Source organism: Blautia sp. OM07-19, assembly GCF_003481595.1.
GTDB classification, from domain to species: Bacteria; Bacillota; Clostridia; order Lachnospirales; family Lachnospiraceae; genus Blautia_A; species Blautia_A intestinihominis.
Window position 1 is genome coordinate 169324 of the sequence record NZ_QULA01000001.1, and the last position, 17261, is coordinate 186584.

Sequence of the window (17261 nt, forward strand, 5' to 3'; positions counted from 1 at the left end):
ATTCATGAGTGTAAAAATTTCCGGTGAAAAATATGCAATGATGTACGGCCCGACAACTGGAGATAAAGTACGTCTGGCAGATACAGATCTGATCATTGAGGTAGAAAAAGACTACACCACTTATGGTGATGAAATTAAATTCGGCGGCGGCAAGACGATCCGTGATGGTATGGGACAGTCCGTTAAGACAACAAGCGCAGACGGTGATCTGGATCTTGTTATCACAAACGCCCTGATCGTAGACAGCACAGGAATCATCAAAGCCGATATCGGAATCAAGGATGGCAAGATCAAAAGAATCGGTAAAGCAGGAAACCCAAGCGTGATGGACGGTGTGACACCGGGCATGACCGTAGGTGCTTCCACCGAGGCTCTTGCAGGCGAGGGAATGATCGTGACAGCAGGCGGTATTGATACGCATATCCACTTCATCTGCCCGCAGCAGATCGACTGTGCGCTGTACTCCGGCGTGACAACCATGATCGGCGGCGGAACTGGCCCGGCAGACGGAACAAACGCAACGACCTGTACACCAGGACCATGGAACATGGAAATGATGCTCAAGGCAGCAGAGGAATATCCGATGAACTTAGGTTTCCTCGGAAAAGGAAACTGCTCCGATGAGAAACCTCTGATCGAGCAGGTCAAAGCAGGTGCGATGGGTCTCAAGATCCATGAGGACTGGGGGGCAACTCCGGCAGTCATCGACCATTGTCTGAATGTGGCAGATGAATATGATGTACAGGTTGCCATCCATACAGATACCCTGAACGAAGGCGGATGCGTAGAAGATACCATCAATGCCATCGGAGGAAGAACCATCCATACATACCATACAGAAGGTGCCGGCGGCGGACATGCACCGGACATCATCAAAGCAGCAGCAACCCCGAACATCCTTCCTTCTTCCACAAACCCGACCATGCCATTCACTGTAAATACTCTGGATGAGCATCTGGACATGCTGATGGTATGCCACCATCTGGACAAAAAGATCCCGGAAGATGTCGCTTTTGCAGATTCCCGTATCCGTCCGGAAACGATCGCAGCAGAGGATGTCCTTCACGATATGGGTGTGTTCAGCATGATGAGCTCCGATTCCCAGGCAATGGGACGTATCGGTGAGGTCATCACCCGTACCTGGCAGACAGCAAGCAAGATGAAAGGCGAGAGAGGACCGCTTCCAGAAGATGAAGGTCACGGAAACGACAACTTCCGTGTAAAACGATATGTTTCCAAATATACCATCAACCCGGCAATCACACACGGTATTTCCAAGTATGTAGGATCTGTGGAGCCAGGAAAATTTGCTGATCTCGTTCTCTGGAACCCGGCATTCTTCGGAGCAAAACCGGATATGGTTATCAAAGGCGGTATGATCATCGCATCCAAGATGGGTGATGCCAACGCCTCCATTCCGACCACACAGCCGGTATTCTACCAGCCGATGTTTGCAGCACATGGAAAAGCAAAATACGCATCCTGCCTGACCTTCGTATCCAAGGCAGCCATGGAAGAAAATATCAAAGAGAAATACGGTCTGGAAAAAAATGTCGTGCCTGTAGAAAACTGCCGAAACATCGGAAAGAAAGACATGGTATTTAACGACAAAACACCGGAGATCACGGTAGATCCGGAAACATACGAAGTAAAAGCCGACGGAGTCAGCATCACATCCAAACCGGCGAAAAAACTTCCGCTGACACAGTTATACAATCTGTTCTGATGACTTTCTGAGGAGGGCATAAATGTTAGGTGTTTGTTTATTATTTGTAGGAATTGTCCTGATCAACAACGGTATCTGCAACTTTTATAAAGTAGATGGAAAATCCCTCGCAGTGATGAATATTTTTACCGGAGGACTTTCTCTGTTCATCAACTTTGTAAATCTTGTGCAGGGAAATTATTATGCAGCAGGAACAGGACTTCTGTTCTGCTTCACTTATTTATTTGTGGCAGTCAACAATATTTTTAAACTGAGCGGCATTCCGTTCGCATGGTTTTCCACATTTGTAGCGATCAACGCAGTGGTATTTGGAACACTGGAAGGTTTTACCGGAAGTACAGCTCTTGGTATCCAGCCGGACATCCGCTGGGCTGCGATCTGGTATCTCTGGGCGATCCTCTGGGGAACATCCTTCGTTGAGGACATCATGGGCAAAAAACTCGGCAAGTTTGTGCCGGCCCTGCAGGTATTTGAGGGCATCGTGACCGCCTGGATCCCTGGCGTGCTGATGCTGATCGGAAAGTGGTAAAAAGGTAATTCCGCGAGGAGGGACATACAATGATTTGTGAAAAAATTCTGGGAAAACTGACAGACGGAGTGTTCTCCGGAAAAAAGGTGGATTACGTGGACATCCACTGGGATGAAGCATTCAAAAAACTTCACAGAAAAACAAGTCAGGGAGGCACAGAACTCGGCATCCGCCTGGATGACTCTGTGCTGACCAGAGGGCTGAATCAGGATGATGTTCTCGCAGTGGAGGGTGATACCGTGTATGCGGTAAACATCCCTCCCTGCGAGGTGATCGTAGTCACTGTCGACGAACATCATCCACATATGGTGGCAAAGGTGTGCTACGAAATCGGAAACCGTCATGCACCACTGTTCTGGGGTGCGAAAGAGGGAACTTTCATCACACCATATAACGAACCGATGCGGGTAATGCTGGACAAACTCCACGGTGTTTCCACAGAGGTAAAAGAATCCAAACTGGATTTTGACAGAAGGATTTCTGCTTCCGTACATTCCCATACCCACTAGGAGGTACGTCTATGACAGAAGGAACAGCGAAATTTTTTCTGCTACAGGTAAATGATGCACTGTTTCCGATTGGTGGATATTCCCACTCCTACGGGCTGGAAACTTATATCCAGAAGGGAATTGTTCATGATGAGGACAGTGCAGAAGAATTTATCCACAAGCGGCTCGAATATAATTTTTTGTATAATGAATTTCTGGCAGTGAGACTTGGCTGGGAGTACGCGGTCAGTGGAGATCTGACGGCAATCTCCCGTCTGGAAGAGATCATGGAAGCCGGAAAAATCCCGCGCGAAACAAGAGAAGCAAGCCGGAAACTGGGTTCACGTTTTATCAAAACTCTGTCGGCGCTTGAGATTCCACGCGAGAACCGTGTTTTTGAGGAATACAGAGAGGCACGGAAAGGAAAAAGCGTGCATCATGCAGTGGCATACGGTGTTTTCTGCGGGGCGGCAGGGATCACCAGAGAAGAGGCACTGGAACATTTTCTGTATGCGCAGACCTCTGCAATGGTCACAAACTGTGTAAAAACGATTCCGTTAAGCCAGTCTTCCGGGCAGAAACTTTTGAGTGGGTGCTACCCGCTTCTCCAGAAACTGACCAGGGAAGTGAAAGAGCTCGGGGAAGAATGGCTCGGACTTTCCGGCCCGGGATTTGACCTTCGGTGTATGCAGCATGAAGGACTGTATTCGAGGATTTACATGTCCTGATACCAGGGAGAAAAGTTCAAAAAGCCGTTCGTGCTTGCACGATAAGGATTTTGAATGATTATGAGAAAATAATGAGAGGATGAGGAACAATGTCATACGTAAAAATTGGCGTGGCAGGACCGGTTGGTTCCGGCAAGACTGCCCTGATCGAATGTCTTACAAGACAGATGGCTTCTGAATACAGCATTGGTGTTATCACCAATGATATCTATACAAAGGAAGATGCAGAATTCCTGAGCAAAAACTCTGTTCTTCCACGCGAGCGGATCACAGGCGTAGAGACCGGCGGCTGCCCGCACACCGCAATCCGTGAAGACGCTTCCATGAACCTGGAAGCAGTAGAAGAGATGATGGAAAAATTCCCTGATATTCAGCTTCTGTTCATCGAGAGCGGCGGTGACAACCTTTCCGCAACTTTCAGCCCGGAACTCGTAGATGCGACGATCTTCGTCATTGATGTGGCAGAGGGCGACAAGATCCCGCGAAAAGGCGGACCTGGAATCACCAAGTCAGATCTTCTCGTCATCAACAAGATCGACCTGGCTCCGTATGTCGGTGCGGACCTTTCTGTTATGGAAAGAGACTCAAAGAAAATGCGCGGCGAGAGACCGTTCCTTTTTACAAATATCCGCGGACTGGACGGCACAGATGCCGTGATCGACTGGATCAAGAAAAATGTACTTCTGGAAGGATGTTAAAGCGTGACGACAGAAAATAAATTTGGAAAGACATCGGAGGTAAGACTGGAAACAGAACTGAGAGATGGAAAAGCCGTGCTGAGTGATGTGTTTTTTACAGCGCCTTTCAAGGTGATGCTTCCATTTTATCTTCGGGAAGATTTTATGCAGGTGATGGTGCTTTCTGCATCGGCTGGCATCATGGAAGGGGATGTGCAGAAATTTGACATCCATGTAAATCCGGGAACCAGCCTGGAATATTTGTCACAGGCATATGAGAAGATCCACAAAATGAAAGAGGGCATGGCGCGGCGGGAGACCAGGATCGTCGTGGAGCCGGATGCGTACCTCAAATATGCACCGCTTCCAACCATCCCGTTCAAAGATTCTGCCTTTGAGAATCATCTGGAGATCGAGCTGAAAGAAAAAACTTCCCGGCTTCTGTTCCAGGAGATCCTTTCCTGTGGAAGAGCTGCCTGCGGTGAGGCGTTTGCCTATCGTTTTTACCATAACCATGTGGCAGTCAGAGAAGAGGGGAATCTCATTTATCTTGACAATACCCGGTATGACCCGAAGCTCTTTGAAATGAGCGGAACCGGGATGTACGAAGGATTTACACATCTTCTGAATCTGGTGTTTTTTAACATTGAGAAATCAGAATCCTGGATGAGTGAAGTGAGAGAACTCCTCGATGAAACACCGGAGATTGAAGGCGGTGTGACAAGGATCGCAAGCGGCGATGCGGCTGTGCGTATCCTTGGAAGAGGCTCAGAGCCCCTTCTTAAGATATCAGAAAAGATCCAGAGCATGGATTGAAAACTATATTTATATTCAAAAAAGCAACTGTTTTGGAGCAGATCCGGAGCAGTTGTTTTTTTGTGCATTTTAAATCCGATAGAAAAAACAAAATGTTGTTTTGTGTGGATTCCTTTTTGCAAAATAGTTGTTTTTTGCTGACTTGAAGGAAAATCGCCTTGACATTATGTATACAAAATAGTACAATTAGTAATATTAGATAGAGAGTATTTGGCACTAATATACATAGTGAAAGTGAGGAGCTATTAATGGCAGATGAACATAGAGATCAGATCAGAATCGTGCAGGAGACTGTAGCAGGTAAGGAGATTACCTTTGCACATGTAATGGGCGGCCCGGCTCCGATCATATATCAGAAACTCGGACTGAACCCGCAGGTGGACTACCGTTCATCCGCGATCGGGATCATGAACATGACTCCGTCAGAATCTGCAGTCATCGCATCCGATATCGCAGTCAAGAGCGGCAATGTCTATCTTGGATTTGCAGACCGTTTTACAGGAACCATGATCATTACAGGAGAGATTTCAGACGTTATGTCCGCGATGACAGAGGTTGTCGATTATTTCCGTGACACTCTGGGATACGTAGTCTGCAAGATCACCAAGAGATAGGACGTAGGACATGGAAGAACGAATAACGAGAGAAGAACTTCTCGAGAAGCTGTTTAATGATGATTATGAGCATCTGAAGGGAAAGAAACTCCGTATGACACGTGTACGGGTTCCTGGTAAATCCATCGATTTTGCCCATGTTTTTACACCTTCAGATCCATCGGTGTATCAGAATCTGGCACTTCATATTGGCGTACATGAGGGCGAGGATCATACAGGAGAGTCCATCGGCATCATCCGTATCACACCATGGGAAGCGATCGTAGTTGCGACAGATGTTGCAGTCAAGGCAGCCGATGTTGAGGTTGGTTTTATGGACAGGTTCAGCGGTGCGCTGATCATACTCGGCGGTTTATCACAGGTGCTGACTGCGATCGAGGAAGTCGTCAGATTTTTCCGCGATGAGCTGAACTTTAACGTATGTGAGATTCACAAAAGCTGAAACAGGACAGGATAAATAATGAAGAAAGTTTTTTTGATGGGGCGAAGTGAAGCAGGCAAGACCTCTCTGACCCAGGCACTGAAGGGTGAGGAACTCCATTATCACAAAACCCAGTATACAAATTCAAATGATGATACGATCGATTCCCCGGGAGAATATGCAGAATCCAAGCATTTCAGTGTCGGTCTGGCATGTTTTTCCTTCGAGGCAGACGTGATCGCGATTGTGCAGGCAGCAAACGAGCCGTTTAACCTGTTCAGCGACGGAAGCAGGAACTTTCTCCTTCGTCCGCTAATCGGCATTATCACGAAAGTAGACTCCCCCTATGCGAACCTTCCAATGGTCCGCCAGTGGATGGAGAATATGGGCTGCGAGCGGATCTTCGAGGTCAACAACGTAACGAGAGAAGGAATCTCAGAACTGATGGATTACCTCAAGGACGACCTTCCGAAACTCACCTTGGAGCAGGCGAAGTTCAAGCAGAGCCTTGGCCTGAACGAATGGCAGCCACTTCCGGAGGGCGTGGAGTATCCGGAGAGCATTCGGTGATAAATGCGAGAGTCGTATATATAATTAAAAAGATAAATTACTTATGAAGAAACTGATCGACGCAATGGAACATCCGGAAAAAGAAGAATATCAGAACTTTACCATCCGTGTTTCCGGATACGCTGTTAAGTTCATTTCCCTGACAAAGAAACAGCAGCTTGACGTTATCGCACGTACCTGCCATAAGAGACTGTAATAAGGGACTGATATTGTTATGGCATTTGGATTTGGATCGCAGGAAATGCTGGACAGAGCACAGGTGCCTGACAAATGGCAGCTTACGCCACTCAGGAATTTCAAATCTCCCCGGATCCGGGCGAGGATGTGGCGTACTGCTCTGGCAGTATTGATCACCGCCGTAGTTTATGAATACCTCCTAAGCAAAAGAAATCCGTGTTTTGCACTGATCGGTGCAGTTTACGCGGTTGGAAGCCAGTTTGAAGAAGGCTTCCACAACGGAATCAACCGGGTGATTGGCACTCTGGTTGGCGGTCTTCTGGTGATTCCTTTTTATGAATTGTATACCAGTCAGCCCTTTGGGATCCCTGATTGGATATGGCTTGTTTCCGGTCTGTGTCTTGTGATCTGGTGTAATTTTGCACTGGGTGCAGACTCAGCGATTCAGCCTGGAAGTGTTATTTACTTTGTCGTGATCTACACAGTTGGTACGGAGCGGGTACTCCCATACACAATCGCCCGCATCCTTGATACAGGAGGAGGTGTGCTGATCGCACTTCTTTTGTATGTGCTGTTTCCCTCAAAGCACGACAGAGAAAAAGGTGTTTCTTTACTGACCTTCTGGGCTGAAACAAAAGATGCCTTTAAATCTTACATAAACAAAAACCGCACATCCCGAAAAAAAGAGCGTGAAAATTTCGGAGCGGAAGATGAAAATTTCTCCACTATAATCTCTAAAATAAAAGATAGACGAAAGTAACACCAAAAAGAGCATTTGACTGTCCCGGACAGCAGGTGCTCTTTTGGCGTAGAAAAGCCTGGAACGGGTCGGTATGACCCATTCCAGGCTTTCACTGAATATGTGTGCAACATTAAGATATCACAGTTGATTCTTGCATGCAGTAGCACATATTATAGAAACATTGCACATTTTTTATTTCATTATAAAAATCACATACCATCTTTCAGCACATCATAATCTCTCAATACTTTCTCGATCACGGTTCCCTTGATGAAATGAAGTACTGGTTTCAGGATAAGGTTTGCACCCGGGATGTCAATCTCCAGCGGGGATTTGCCGTCCATCAGCTTCACGCTGCTGCTTAAGAGTTCACGGATATCGTAAACGCTTCCCCATACTTCCGGTACGCCACGGTCAACGCCGAGGAGTCCGTAAACAGCTTCCATAGCGGTTCTGACAGAGTATTCTGTGGTGAATACGGTATCACGCGGAGTATCTGCGAACTGGCCGAGGAATGCGAAGTTTACACAGCCATCCGGGATAACGTCCGGGCGGTCGCCTTTGGTTCTCGGCATGAAGAATGCGGTGATATATGGCATCATGGTCGGTACACATACCGCACTGTTTTCTGCGAGGTCTTCGATCTGGTCTTCCGGAACACCAAGATGGTACAGCCATTCTTCGGTGATCTCTTTACCGGTACAGTCTTTCATCGGTTTCTTGACATAGTCGCCAGGTACGTCTGTAAACAGACCGTAAACCCATACGCAGACCTTATCTTTGTCCTGATCCTTGAACTGTCCCTGACGGTTGATAGTCCAGCTTAAAAGCCACTTGGAATCCTGGCAGCTTACGATACCGCCTGTAACAACCTTGCCGGTACGTGGATCACGTTTGCAGATGTCCGTGATATAAGGAATGATCTTGTCATCCAGAGTTGTGACAGTTGCAGATTCCCAGTTGGTCTTGCTGATATCGGAGCAGAATTTTTCTGGATGTCCGAAAGATGGATCCTGCGCTGCGATATTTTTCCAGAGGGACCAGCAGCCGCTTGTACGAACTTCCGCGTCGCCGTTCGGTGCATGGTTCTGATCACCATAGATCGTACCTTCTGTACAGCTTCCGTTTGTGACGAATACGAGGTCGTTTTCAGTAAGGACGATGCCTTTTTCTACGCCATTTACCTTGCATTCGATCGCAGATGCGATCTTCTTGTCATCCTTGAATTCAAAGATCACGTTGGTAACTTCTGTGTTGAACTGGAAGTCAACACCTGCTTCCTCCAGATATTTCTGCATTGGAAGGATCAGGGATTCGTACTGGTTGTATTTGGTGAATTTCAGGGCACTGAAATCCGGAAGTCCTGCAATGTGGTGGATGAAACGCTGGAAGTAAAGCTTCATCTCCAGGGCACTGTGCCAGTTTTCGAATGCGAACATGGTTCTCCAGTACAGCCAGAAGGTGGAATTAAATACTTCATCGTCGAAAACATCCTCGATGGTCTTATCGTAGAGGTCTTCGTCCTTTGTCATGAAGAGTTTCATGATCTCCATGCAGCCCTTCTGGCTGAGGTTGAATTTGCCGTCTGTATGAGCATCTTCGCCACGGTTTACAGTTGCACGGCAGAGAGAGTAGTTCGGATCATGTTTGTTCAGCCAGTAATATTCGTCCAGAACAGAAACACCAGGTGTTTCAATGGAAGGAATGCTGCGGAACAGATCCCAGAGGCATTCGAAGTGGTTTTCCATTTCACGACCGCCTCTCATGATGTAGCCGCGTGTCGGATCAAAGATACCATCGCAGGCACCACCGGCAATGTCCATGGCTTCGAGGATATGGATGTGGGAACCAGGCATCTGTGCGTCACGAACAAGGAAGCAGGCAGCAGCGAGAGATGCCAGACCACTTCCAACGATGTAAGCGTGTTTGTCATCTACGCCTTCCGGTTTCTCCGGGCGGGCGAATGCTTCGTAGTTACCATTTGTATAGTAGATGCCTTTGCTGTTCTTTTCGTATTTGCCGCGTTCTGTATTGCGGTAGTCAGATCTGGCAGCTTCGGCTTTCTTTGCTTTTGTAGCTTTGATCTCTTTATTTTCCTGAGAGTTTTTTGCGAGCATTGCGGCTGCTCCGGCTCCTGCTGCAAGTGCGATACCAAGTTTTAATCCTTTTTTAGACATATAAAAAACCACCTTTCATTTGTTTATGATGATGTGTATTTCTCTGCTTCTGTCTCCTATAGTATTGCCATTTTGCAGGTTTTTCAATTTACAAAAGAGGCGAAATGAGTAAAATCTTATCACTTTGTCGATTTTGTAAAGTTTTTGATGGAATTTGAGATATTTCCATGAAGGGTGGTGCACATATTCTGGCAGATAGAAGCGTAGTCGGATTTCATTCCCTGGCAGATCCAGTCGAGCATGATGCCGACAAAACTGTACTTATAGAAATCAGCGATAAAATTTTTCTGCGCCTGAGTGATGGATGTCCCGATGGACTGTTCCTCGACAACACCCATGATCAGATCGTGGGTCAGGCGGAAGAGGAAGTTTTCAATCTGTTCACGGTGCAGGGAACTGTAGGCATTCATAATGAAAGCTTTGTTTTCGTAGACTGCCTCAAAAATCTGCAGAAGTCCTTCCTGCCAGTCGCCCGATGTCTTTTTACCCTGGAGTGCACGTGTGGATTCTTCGAGGCAGACCCATTCCACCAGGTCATAGATATCCTTGAAATGATAATAAAAAGTCATTCTGCTGATCCCGCAGTCAGTGGTGAGGTCGTTGATCGTGATCTTTGTCAGAGGCTTTTTGAGAAGAAGACGCTTGAGCGATTCTTCCAGAGCCCGTTTGGTCATGTTGGACAAAAGCTGTTCCTCCGTTTTCCTTTTCTTCTTATTATATCCGTAAATCAGGGGCACTACAAGCACGATGCGAGGAAACATTTTTTTATTGGAAAAAAATATCGAAAAACTGGGAAAAAACTGTTGACATATGGAAGGGGTTATAGTAGAATTACCCAATGTGACGTAGTGCGATGACTCCTGAGCCAAAGCCCCGGCGAAGGTGTTTTTATCAGCGGTTTCGGACATTTCCGCAGTATATGTTATTTGCACTGATCACCAGGAATTATATATGATATCACGACAATTCGTGATTAAACAAACTATCGTTGATAAATAACAGGAGGTAAAACCATGCAGACTTATATGGCTAATCCAGATAAAATCGAAAGAAAATGGTATGTAGTTGACGCTGAAGGCTGTACACTGGGCCGTCTGGCATCTGGTGTTGCTAGCGTATTAAGAGGAAAGAACAAACCACAGTTCACACCACACGTTGATACAGGTGATTACGTTATCATCGTTAACGCTGACAAAGTTAAAGTAACTGGTAAGAAAATGGACCAGAAGATCTACTATCATCACTCCGACTATGTTGGTGGAATGAAAGAAACCACATTAAAAGAAATGATGGCTAAGAAACCGGAGAAGGTTATCGAGCTGGCAGTTAAAGGTATGCTTCCAAAAGGACCTCTGGGAAGAACCATGTACAAGAAACTTTTCGTTTATGCCGGACCAGAGCACAAACATGAAGCTCAGAAACCGGAAACCTTAACATTTTAATAGGAGGTAGGAGACATTGGCTAGCGCAAAATTCTACGGAACAGGAAGAAGAAAGAAATCAATCGCAAGAGTTTACCTTACACCTGGTACAGGCAAAATCACAATCAATAAAAGAGACATCGACGAATACTTCGGATTAGAGACTCTGAAAGTTATCGTTCGTCAGCCACTGGCTGCAACAGAAACAGAAGGCAAATTTGACGTTCTCGTTAACGTTAAAGGTGGCGGATACACAGGACAGGCTGGTGCCATCAGACATGGTGTTGCAAGAGCCCTTCTTGAGGCAGACGCAGAATACAGACCAGTTCTCAAAGCTGCTGGATTCCTTACACGTGACCCACGTATGAAAGAACGTAAGAAATACGGTCTCAAAGCAGCTCGTAGAGCACCGCAGTTCTCTAAACGATAATCTGGAGCGAAACTTTTTCGAATACAGATGCATATCCAACCCCGGAATCTTTGGTTCCGGGGTTTTTCTAAAAGACATATCTATTATTTCTAATTTCAGAAGAATCTAACAGTTGATCATCAGAGAAATATTACCGCTGATGATTGAAAGAATCCTATTATTAACCAGTGAATTTAAGACAACCGAGACCTGATTTATAAGCCTATGGAATTTGAATGACCCAGACAGGGAAAAGGGAAGAGCAGGTCTACGAATCAACATATGTGCAATGACCTGAACCGGGTAGAATATAGGGCGGGTCTACGAATCAAAGGAGATACAATGGCTCGGATAAGAGTAAATACAGAACAGACCAACGGAAATTGAGTCGAGAAATGACTAACAGGTAAGAAAGTACAGTGAAAGTCCACAAAAATTGTGATTGAGAATGACTATAGCAATAGCAAGTCCATACAAAGTCAACAAAATTCTGGCAAGTTGTATGGTCCGAGGGAGGGCAAGTACTAGACAAGTCAAAGCCTGCTCTGAAATCAGATGATCTGAGGGAGAGCAAGTATCAGACAGGTCAAAGCCGGCGCTGAAATTAGGTGGCCTGAGGGAGAGCAAGTATCAGACAGGTCAAAGCCGGCGCTGAAATTAGGTGACCCGAGGGAGAGCAAGTATCAGACAAGTCAAAGCCGGCGCTGAAATTAGGTGGCCTGAGGGAGAGCAAGTATCAGACAAGTCAAAGCCGGCTCTGAAATTGAATGACCTAAGGGGAGCAAGTTAACACATACACACAAATTAGATGGTATAAAGATTTACAAGTGTTGAGCCAGTTAAGGTATTTCCTGAAAACATGTGGTTGGAATATCAGCAAGTATTTAGCAAACGGAACAGATGTCAACAAAGAATTTTGATTATAGCACTCCAAAAAAATACTGCACACTCTTGACAACAGGTCTGTGATAGAGTCAAGAGGTGATTATTATGTTACATGATGAAACACGCAAACTACTTATTGAAGCTTGGAATAAAACGCACAATGCAAAAGAAATCGCAGAGTGTTTTTCTGTGAATACCAGTACTGTTTACCGCCTGGAAAAACAAATGTGTGAAACAGGTTCTGTAAAAACAAGGACATCACAGAGAGGGCGTAAACATGCCCTGACACCGGAAGATATCCAAAACATTGACTGGGTGGTTCGGCAGGAACCAGATATCACAATTGATGAAATCATTGATACACTTGGTCTGCATGTTTGTAATGAAACAGTCCGCAAGGCAGTTATTAAACTCGGGTATTCTTACAAGAAAAAATCTCTTCATGCCTCAGAGCAGGAGCGTCCCCGATGTCAGGGAAAAACGCAGAAACTGGAAAAAACATATGTCGGAGAGAGACATAAATCATCTGGTCTTTCTGGACGAAAGCGGAGTAAACATCAATATGACGCGACATTATGCCAGAGCATAGAAAAACCGGAGAGCAGTAGATAAAACTCCACTCAACACGCCCTGCAATACAACCGTTCCTTCTTCCATACGTCTGAATGGAGACTGTGCCTATACAGTCTATCAGGGAGGAACTACTGCAGAGCGGTTTGCAGAATACCTGAAAACAAAGTTGCTGCCGACGCTTTCAGAAGCAGACATTATCGTTATGGATAATATGCGTTCCCATCATGCAAAAGCGGTGAAACAGCTACTGGACAGCTCAAAAGTAACCTATCTGTATTTGCCCCCGTATAGTCCGGATCTGGATCCGATTGAAAAGATGTGGTCAAAACTCAAAGCATTTTTAAGGAAAGAAAAGATACGGATTGCATCGGAATTACCCTCAGCTATTTCAAAAGGATTTTTAACAATTCGTCCAAAGGACTGCATAGGGTGGTTTCATTCGTGTGATTATGTGCAATAATTTAGTGGATTGCTATAGTTGATTTAAATTCTAAGAGTAAATAAATGAGTCATACTGCGAAGAATATTTCTATTAAATGATTCCCAATACCATTCTCTAATGTTCCTAAATCACAAATAAAAGAAAAGGAGATGTAATATATGAATGGTTTAAGACAAAAATTATTAGAGGAAGAAAGGTTTTTAAAAGACATTCTGAACGGGATAGGTGATTCAGAGGAAGAAGTGTTGGAAGGTACTTTACGAATCTCGATGGACAAAAATAAAGTCCGTTACTTTCATCATATTCCAAGTGGAAATGGTAAGAAATATGACACCTATATTCCAAAGACTAACAAAGAACTTCCTGTTCAACTGGCGCAAAATACATATAACAACAAATTGCGCAGCCTGGTAAAGAAACGTCTGGAACAGCTTCGAAGAATATTGAAAGATTATGATGACAATGAAATTGACGTATTATACACGAAAGAACATCCCGAGAGACAGAAGTTGATCAAACCGATACAACCAACATGGGAACAACGTTTAAGCGAGTGGGAAAAGGAAGAATATAAAGGCAAGACATTTGCTGAAAATATTCCAGTCATAACAACAGCAAAGGGAGAACGTGTGCGTTCGAAGTCAGAAAAAATCCTGGCAGATTATTTTTATCATACAGGAATTCCGTATAAATATGAGCATCCAGTAATATTGAAAAGATTTGGAATAGTCTATCCCGACTTTACATTTTTATCTCCAAAGACAGGAGAAGAGATATACTGGGAGCATGATGGAAGAATGGATGATCCTGAGTATGCAAGAAAAGCGATCAAGAAGATTGAAACATACGAAAAAAATGGAATCTTTCCAGGGCAAAGGTTAGTCCTGACATTTGAAACGCTACAGGATGGATTGGACATGAAAATTGTAGAGAAGCTTGCAAGAGAGTATCTACTATAGCATGAAAGATAGAAAGGTGTGCCTTTAGTGTTGGCTTATATTACCTTGTAAACAGTTTGGAAAAAATTGATGGCTTAGGTTAACTGAAATTCAGGATAAAGATTACCAGTAGAAAAGTAATGGTAGGATCTACGAATCAATATAGCTGTAATGACTTGTATAAGAGTAAATACAGGGCAGACCAACAGAAACTGAGGCGAGAAATGACCAGCAGATAAGTAAGTACAGTGGAAGTCCACAAAAATTGTGATTGAGGATGACTATAGCAATAGCAAGTCCATACAAAGTCAACAAAATCCCGGTAAGTTATATGGTCTGGTAGAGAGTAAGTAGTAGACAAGTCAAAACCAGCTCCGAAATTATATGGTCTGATGGAGAGCAAGTATCAGGCAAGTCAAAACCAGCTTTGAAATCAGATGGTCAGATGGGGAGCAAGTAGTAGGCAAGTCAAAACCAGCTCCGAAATCAGATGGTCCGATGGCGAGCAAGTATCAGGCAAGTCAAAGGAGGCTCCGAAAGTAGATAGTCTGATAGGAAGCAGGTACTGTACAAGTCTAAAATGCCCGTAGCTTAGATGGTCTAAAGCTGAGTAAGTCAGTGTCGGGTTTACAGATCCAGACAGGTCTGCATGTGGCTCGATAAAGTGAAAAATATGCCATAGGAAAACGTCAAATTCCCCAAAATACCACTTGACCTCCAGCCAGATTTGCGGTATAGTTCTTTACACTTTGTAAAAAAGGAGCGAGAACTTATGACTTTTTATCAGGAACTGCAGCTGAGTTCTGTGGGCTCGAAGCAGTTGATCAAAAACACCACAGATCCAAAGGAAAAAAGACGACACATTCTGATCTACAATTTCAAGGTATACCTCGTGATGGCATTCTGTGTGGCGGTTGTGTCTTTGTACAGTAAGCTTACCGGCAGTAACAACAGCGTGGTTGGCGTGACCGTTCTTCTGGCGGTGCTGGTGCTCAGACAGGCAGATTTCGGGATACGGACGACACATGGGCTGTTTTGCATTGCAGGGATTTACGGGATTTTGATGGCCGGACCAAGGATCGCGAATTCAGTCTCCGCAGTACCGGCATTTGCCGTGAATATCATTTGTATCATGCTTCTGATGATCCTGGGATGCCACAACGTGATCATGTATAATCATTCTACATTTGTCCTGGGATACCTTCTCCTGCTGGGGTACGATGTGACCGGAGCAGAATACATAAAGAGAGTAGAAGGACTCGCCGTTGGAATGCTGCTCTGCATGTTTATCTTCTATAAGAATCAAAAGAACCGTCCATATAGAAGAACATTCCTGGATCTTTTCCGTGAATTCGACCTGAATTCTGCGCGCGGAAGATGGTATCTCAAACTGACACTTATCGTTTCCAGCGCAATGCTTTTCATGAACCTTCTGGGACTTCCGAGAGCAATGTGGGCAGGAATTGCCTGCATGTCTGTATGTCTTCCATTTACCGAAGACTGCATGGGACGCGCAGGAAAACGAGGAATGTTCAACATTGTAGGATGTGCTTTATTCATCGTATTATACCTGATCCTTCCGAAATCCATGTATCCGTATATCGGCATGATCGGTGGAATTGGCGTAGGCTATTCAGCAGGATATGCCTGGCAGACTGCATTCAATACTTTCGGAGCATTATCCATCGCAGCAGGACTGTTCGGCATGCCGGCAGCAGTAGCACTTCGTATCGGTGCCAATGTATTCGGAGCAATATATACGATCCTATGTAACAAAGTAATCGACAGACTGTTTGAACGCAAACATATGGAAAAGAGTATCGCATAATTAAATATAGATTGCATCTGCTTTCTGTTCGAAATATAATATTTAATGAAACGAACAGAAAGCAGTTTTTTTATGGAGGGAGGAAAGATTTGAAAAAAGTAAAAAAAACTATAAGTATATTGCTGTGCCTGCTTTTGCTTGGTTGGATTTTGAGCGAAACAGGGATGCAGGGTGGTATCTTGCCTCAGACTGTACAGGCTGCCGGCAGGTATACCGGATGGAAAACTGTTTCCGGGAAGAGATACTATTACCAGAATGGCAGAATGCTGAAAGGCATGTCAAAAATCGGAAATGACTATTATTGTTTTAATTACCAGGGGGTTCAGCTGAAAGGATGGGTGTACACAAAAAATCATTATCGCTATTTCGATAAAAGAAGCGGAAAAATGAGAAGAAACACCACAATTCAGGGAAGAAAGATCAATAGCAATGGAGTATGGGTACCTGTAGTTGTTCTTGATCCGGGACATTCCGGAGTCCAGATGAGTGGATATGAACCATTGGGACCGGGCTCAAGCGAAAGAAAAGCGAAATGCAGTTCCGGCACAGAAGGAGTTGCTACAGGAATTGGAGAATATCAGCTTACATTAAATATAGCCAAAAAACTTCGTACAGCACTGATAGCACAGGGATGTCGTGTGATTATGACCCGAAATGACAACAAAACCAGAATAAGCTGTGCACAGAGAGCAGGAGTTGCAAACAGAGCAAAAGCAGATGCATATCTGAGAATTCATGCAAATGGAGTGGATTATTCATCGGTAAATGGCGCGATGACAATTTGCGTAACCTCCAGGAACCGTTACGTTTCCAGAAGCATGTACAGGAAAAGCTATGCACTTTCAAAAGCAGTGCTGAATTCTTATGTGAAGGCAACCGGATGCAGGAAAGAATATATATGGGAAACAGACAGCATGAGTGGAAATAACTGGAGCAAAGTCCCGACAACACTGATTGAACTTGGATATATGTCGAATCCGTCAGAAGACAGAATGATGCAGCGACCATCCTACCAGCAAAAAATGGTCAAAGGAATGGCTGATGGCATAAAAAAATTTTTTATAAGTTGAGAGGAGAAAATACACGGCATATTTAGGCGA

At 44.8% G+C, this 17261-nt stretch carries 18 protein-coding genes and 2 pseudogenes; 18 read left to right on the forward strand and 2 right to left on the reverse strand.

The window, feature by feature from the left end:
* Positions 1-4 precede the first annotated feature (4 nt).
* From ureB to DXC01_RS00750, 11 genes and pseudogenes are all read left to right on the forward strand, one after another.
* Complete coding sequence (ureB, locus tag DXC01_RS00700; RefSeq protein ID WP_118698003.1) at positions 5-1726, forward strand: urease subunit beta; 1722 nt, start codon at positions 5-7, stop codon at positions 1724-1726.
* A 22-nt stretch (positions 1727-1748) separates the two neighbouring features.
* The gene (locus tag DXC01_RS00705) at positions 1749-2255 is read left to right on the forward strand and encodes an AmiS/UreI family transporter (protein WP_022214466.1); all 507 of its coding nucleotides are present in this window, start codon (positions 1749-1751) and stop codon (positions 2253-2255) included.
* Between the two features lie 29 nt (positions 2256-2284).
* Entirely contained in the window at positions 2285-2764 is a 480-nt protein-coding gene (locus DXC01_RS00710) for an urease accessory protein UreE (protein ID WP_118698004.1), read from the forward strand.
* A gap of 11 nt (positions 2765-2775) precedes the next feature.
* Entirely contained in the window at positions 2776-3471 is a 696-nt protein-coding gene (locus DXC01_RS00715; protein WP_118253178.1) for an urease accessory protein UreF, read from the forward strand.
* Between the two features lie 89 nt (positions 3472-3560).
* On the forward strand, positions 3561-4169 hold the full coding sequence (gene ureG / locus DXC01_RS00720) for an urease accessory protein UreG (protein ID WP_022214463.1): 609 nt from the start codon (positions 3561-3563) through the stop codon (positions 4167-4169).
* A 3-nt stretch (positions 4170-4172) separates the two neighbouring features.
* Entirely contained in the window at positions 4173-4964 is a 792-nt protein-coding gene (locus tag DXC01_RS00725) for an urease accessory protein UreD (protein ID WP_022214462.1), read from the forward strand.
* 248 nt (positions 4965-5212) lie between these two features.
* Positions 5213-5578 carry a BMC domain-containing protein gene (locus DXC01_RS00730; protein ID WP_022214461.1) on the forward strand — a complete coding sequence of 122 codons (366 nt, stop codon included), beginning with the start codon at positions 5213-5215 and terminating at the stop codon, positions 5576-5578.
* A 10-nt stretch (positions 5579-5588) separates the two neighbouring features.
* The gene (locus DXC01_RS00735; RefSeq protein WP_022214460.1) at positions 5589-6020 is read left to right on the forward strand and encodes a BMC domain-containing protein; all 432 of its coding nucleotides are present in this window, start codon (positions 5589-5591) and stop codon (positions 6018-6020) included.
* An 18-nt stretch (positions 6021-6038) separates the two neighbouring features.
* Positions 6039-6569 carry a EutP/PduV family microcompartment system protein gene (locus DXC01_RS00740; protein ID WP_118253181.1) on the forward strand — a complete coding sequence of 177 codons (531 nt, stop codon included), beginning with the start codon at positions 6039-6041 and terminating at the stop codon, positions 6567-6569.
* A gap of 46 nt (positions 6570-6615) precedes the next feature.
* Positions 6616-6765, forward strand: a pseudogene (locus tag DXC01_RS00745) (glycine radical domain-containing protein); the annotation flags it as partial.
* A gap of 18 nt (positions 6766-6783) precedes the next feature.
* On the forward strand, positions 6784-7506 hold the full coding sequence (locus DXC01_RS00750; RefSeq protein WP_118698005.1) for an FUSC family protein: 723 nt from the start codon (positions 6784-6786) through the stop codon (positions 7504-7506).
* 191 nt (positions 7507-7697) lie between these two features.
* Here the strand turns inward: DXC01_RS00750 and DXC01_RS00755 are convergent, their stop codons facing one another.
* The gene (locus tag DXC01_RS00755) at positions 7698-9665 is read right to left on the reverse strand and encodes an oleate hydratase (protein ID WP_022214456.1); all 1968 of its coding nucleotides are present in this window, start codon (positions 9663-9665) and stop codon (positions 7698-7700) included.
* 119 nt (positions 9666-9784) lie between these two features.
* Positions 9785-10348, reverse strand: coding sequence for a TetR/AcrR family transcriptional regulator (locus DXC01_RS00760; protein WP_022214455.1), 564 nt, complete (start codon positions 10346-10348; stop codon positions 9785-9787).
* A gap of 330 nt (positions 10349-10678) precedes the next feature.
* Between DXC01_RS00760 and rplM the strand changes: the two genes are divergently transcribed.
* The 7 genes and pseudogenes from rplM to DXC01_RS00795 all read left to right on the forward strand — a co-directional run bounded on the left by rplM (position 10679) and on the right by DXC01_RS00795 (position 17231).
* Entirely contained in the window at positions 10679-11107 is a 429-nt protein-coding gene (gene rplM, locus DXC01_RS00765) for a 50S ribosomal protein L13 (RefSeq protein WP_005427591.1), read from the forward strand.
* A gap of 16 nt (positions 11108-11123) precedes the next feature.
* Positions 11124-11516 (forward strand): 30S ribosomal protein S9, encoded by a 393-nt coding sequence (gene rpsI / locus DXC01_RS00770; protein ID WP_005427589.1) that lies wholly within the window; start codon positions 11124-11126, stop codon positions 11514-11516.
* A 969-nt stretch (positions 11517-12485) separates the two neighbouring features.
* Positions 12486-12992: a helix-turn-helix domain-containing protein gene (locus DXC01_RS00775; RefSeq protein WP_243111521.1), complete on the forward strand. Its 507-nt coding sequence runs from the start codon at positions 12486-12488 to the stop codon at positions 12990-12992.
* Positions 12993-13026: 34 nt separating this feature from the next.
* Positions 13027-13413, forward strand: a pseudogene (locus DXC01_RS00780) (transposase); the annotation flags it as partial.
* A gap of 140 nt (positions 13414-13553) precedes the next feature.
* Positions 13554-14354 carry a hypothetical protein gene (locus tag DXC01_RS00785; protein WP_022214239.1) on the forward strand — a complete coding sequence of 267 codons (801 nt, stop codon included), beginning with the start codon at positions 13554-13556 and terminating at the stop codon, positions 14352-14354.
* A gap of 751 nt (positions 14355-15105) precedes the next feature.
* A complete protein-coding gene (locus DXC01_RS00790) occupies positions 15106-16161 on the forward strand; it encodes an FUSC family protein (RefSeq protein ID WP_118698007.1) in 1056 nt (351 codons plus the stop codon).
* A gap of 89 nt (positions 16162-16250) precedes the next feature.
* Positions 16251-17231, forward strand: a complete 981-nt coding sequence (locus tag DXC01_RS00795) for an N-acetylmuramoyl-L-alanine amidase (protein ID WP_243111522.1) — start codon at positions 16251-16253, stop codon at positions 17229-17231.
* Positions 17232-17261: the final 30 nt, after the last annotated feature.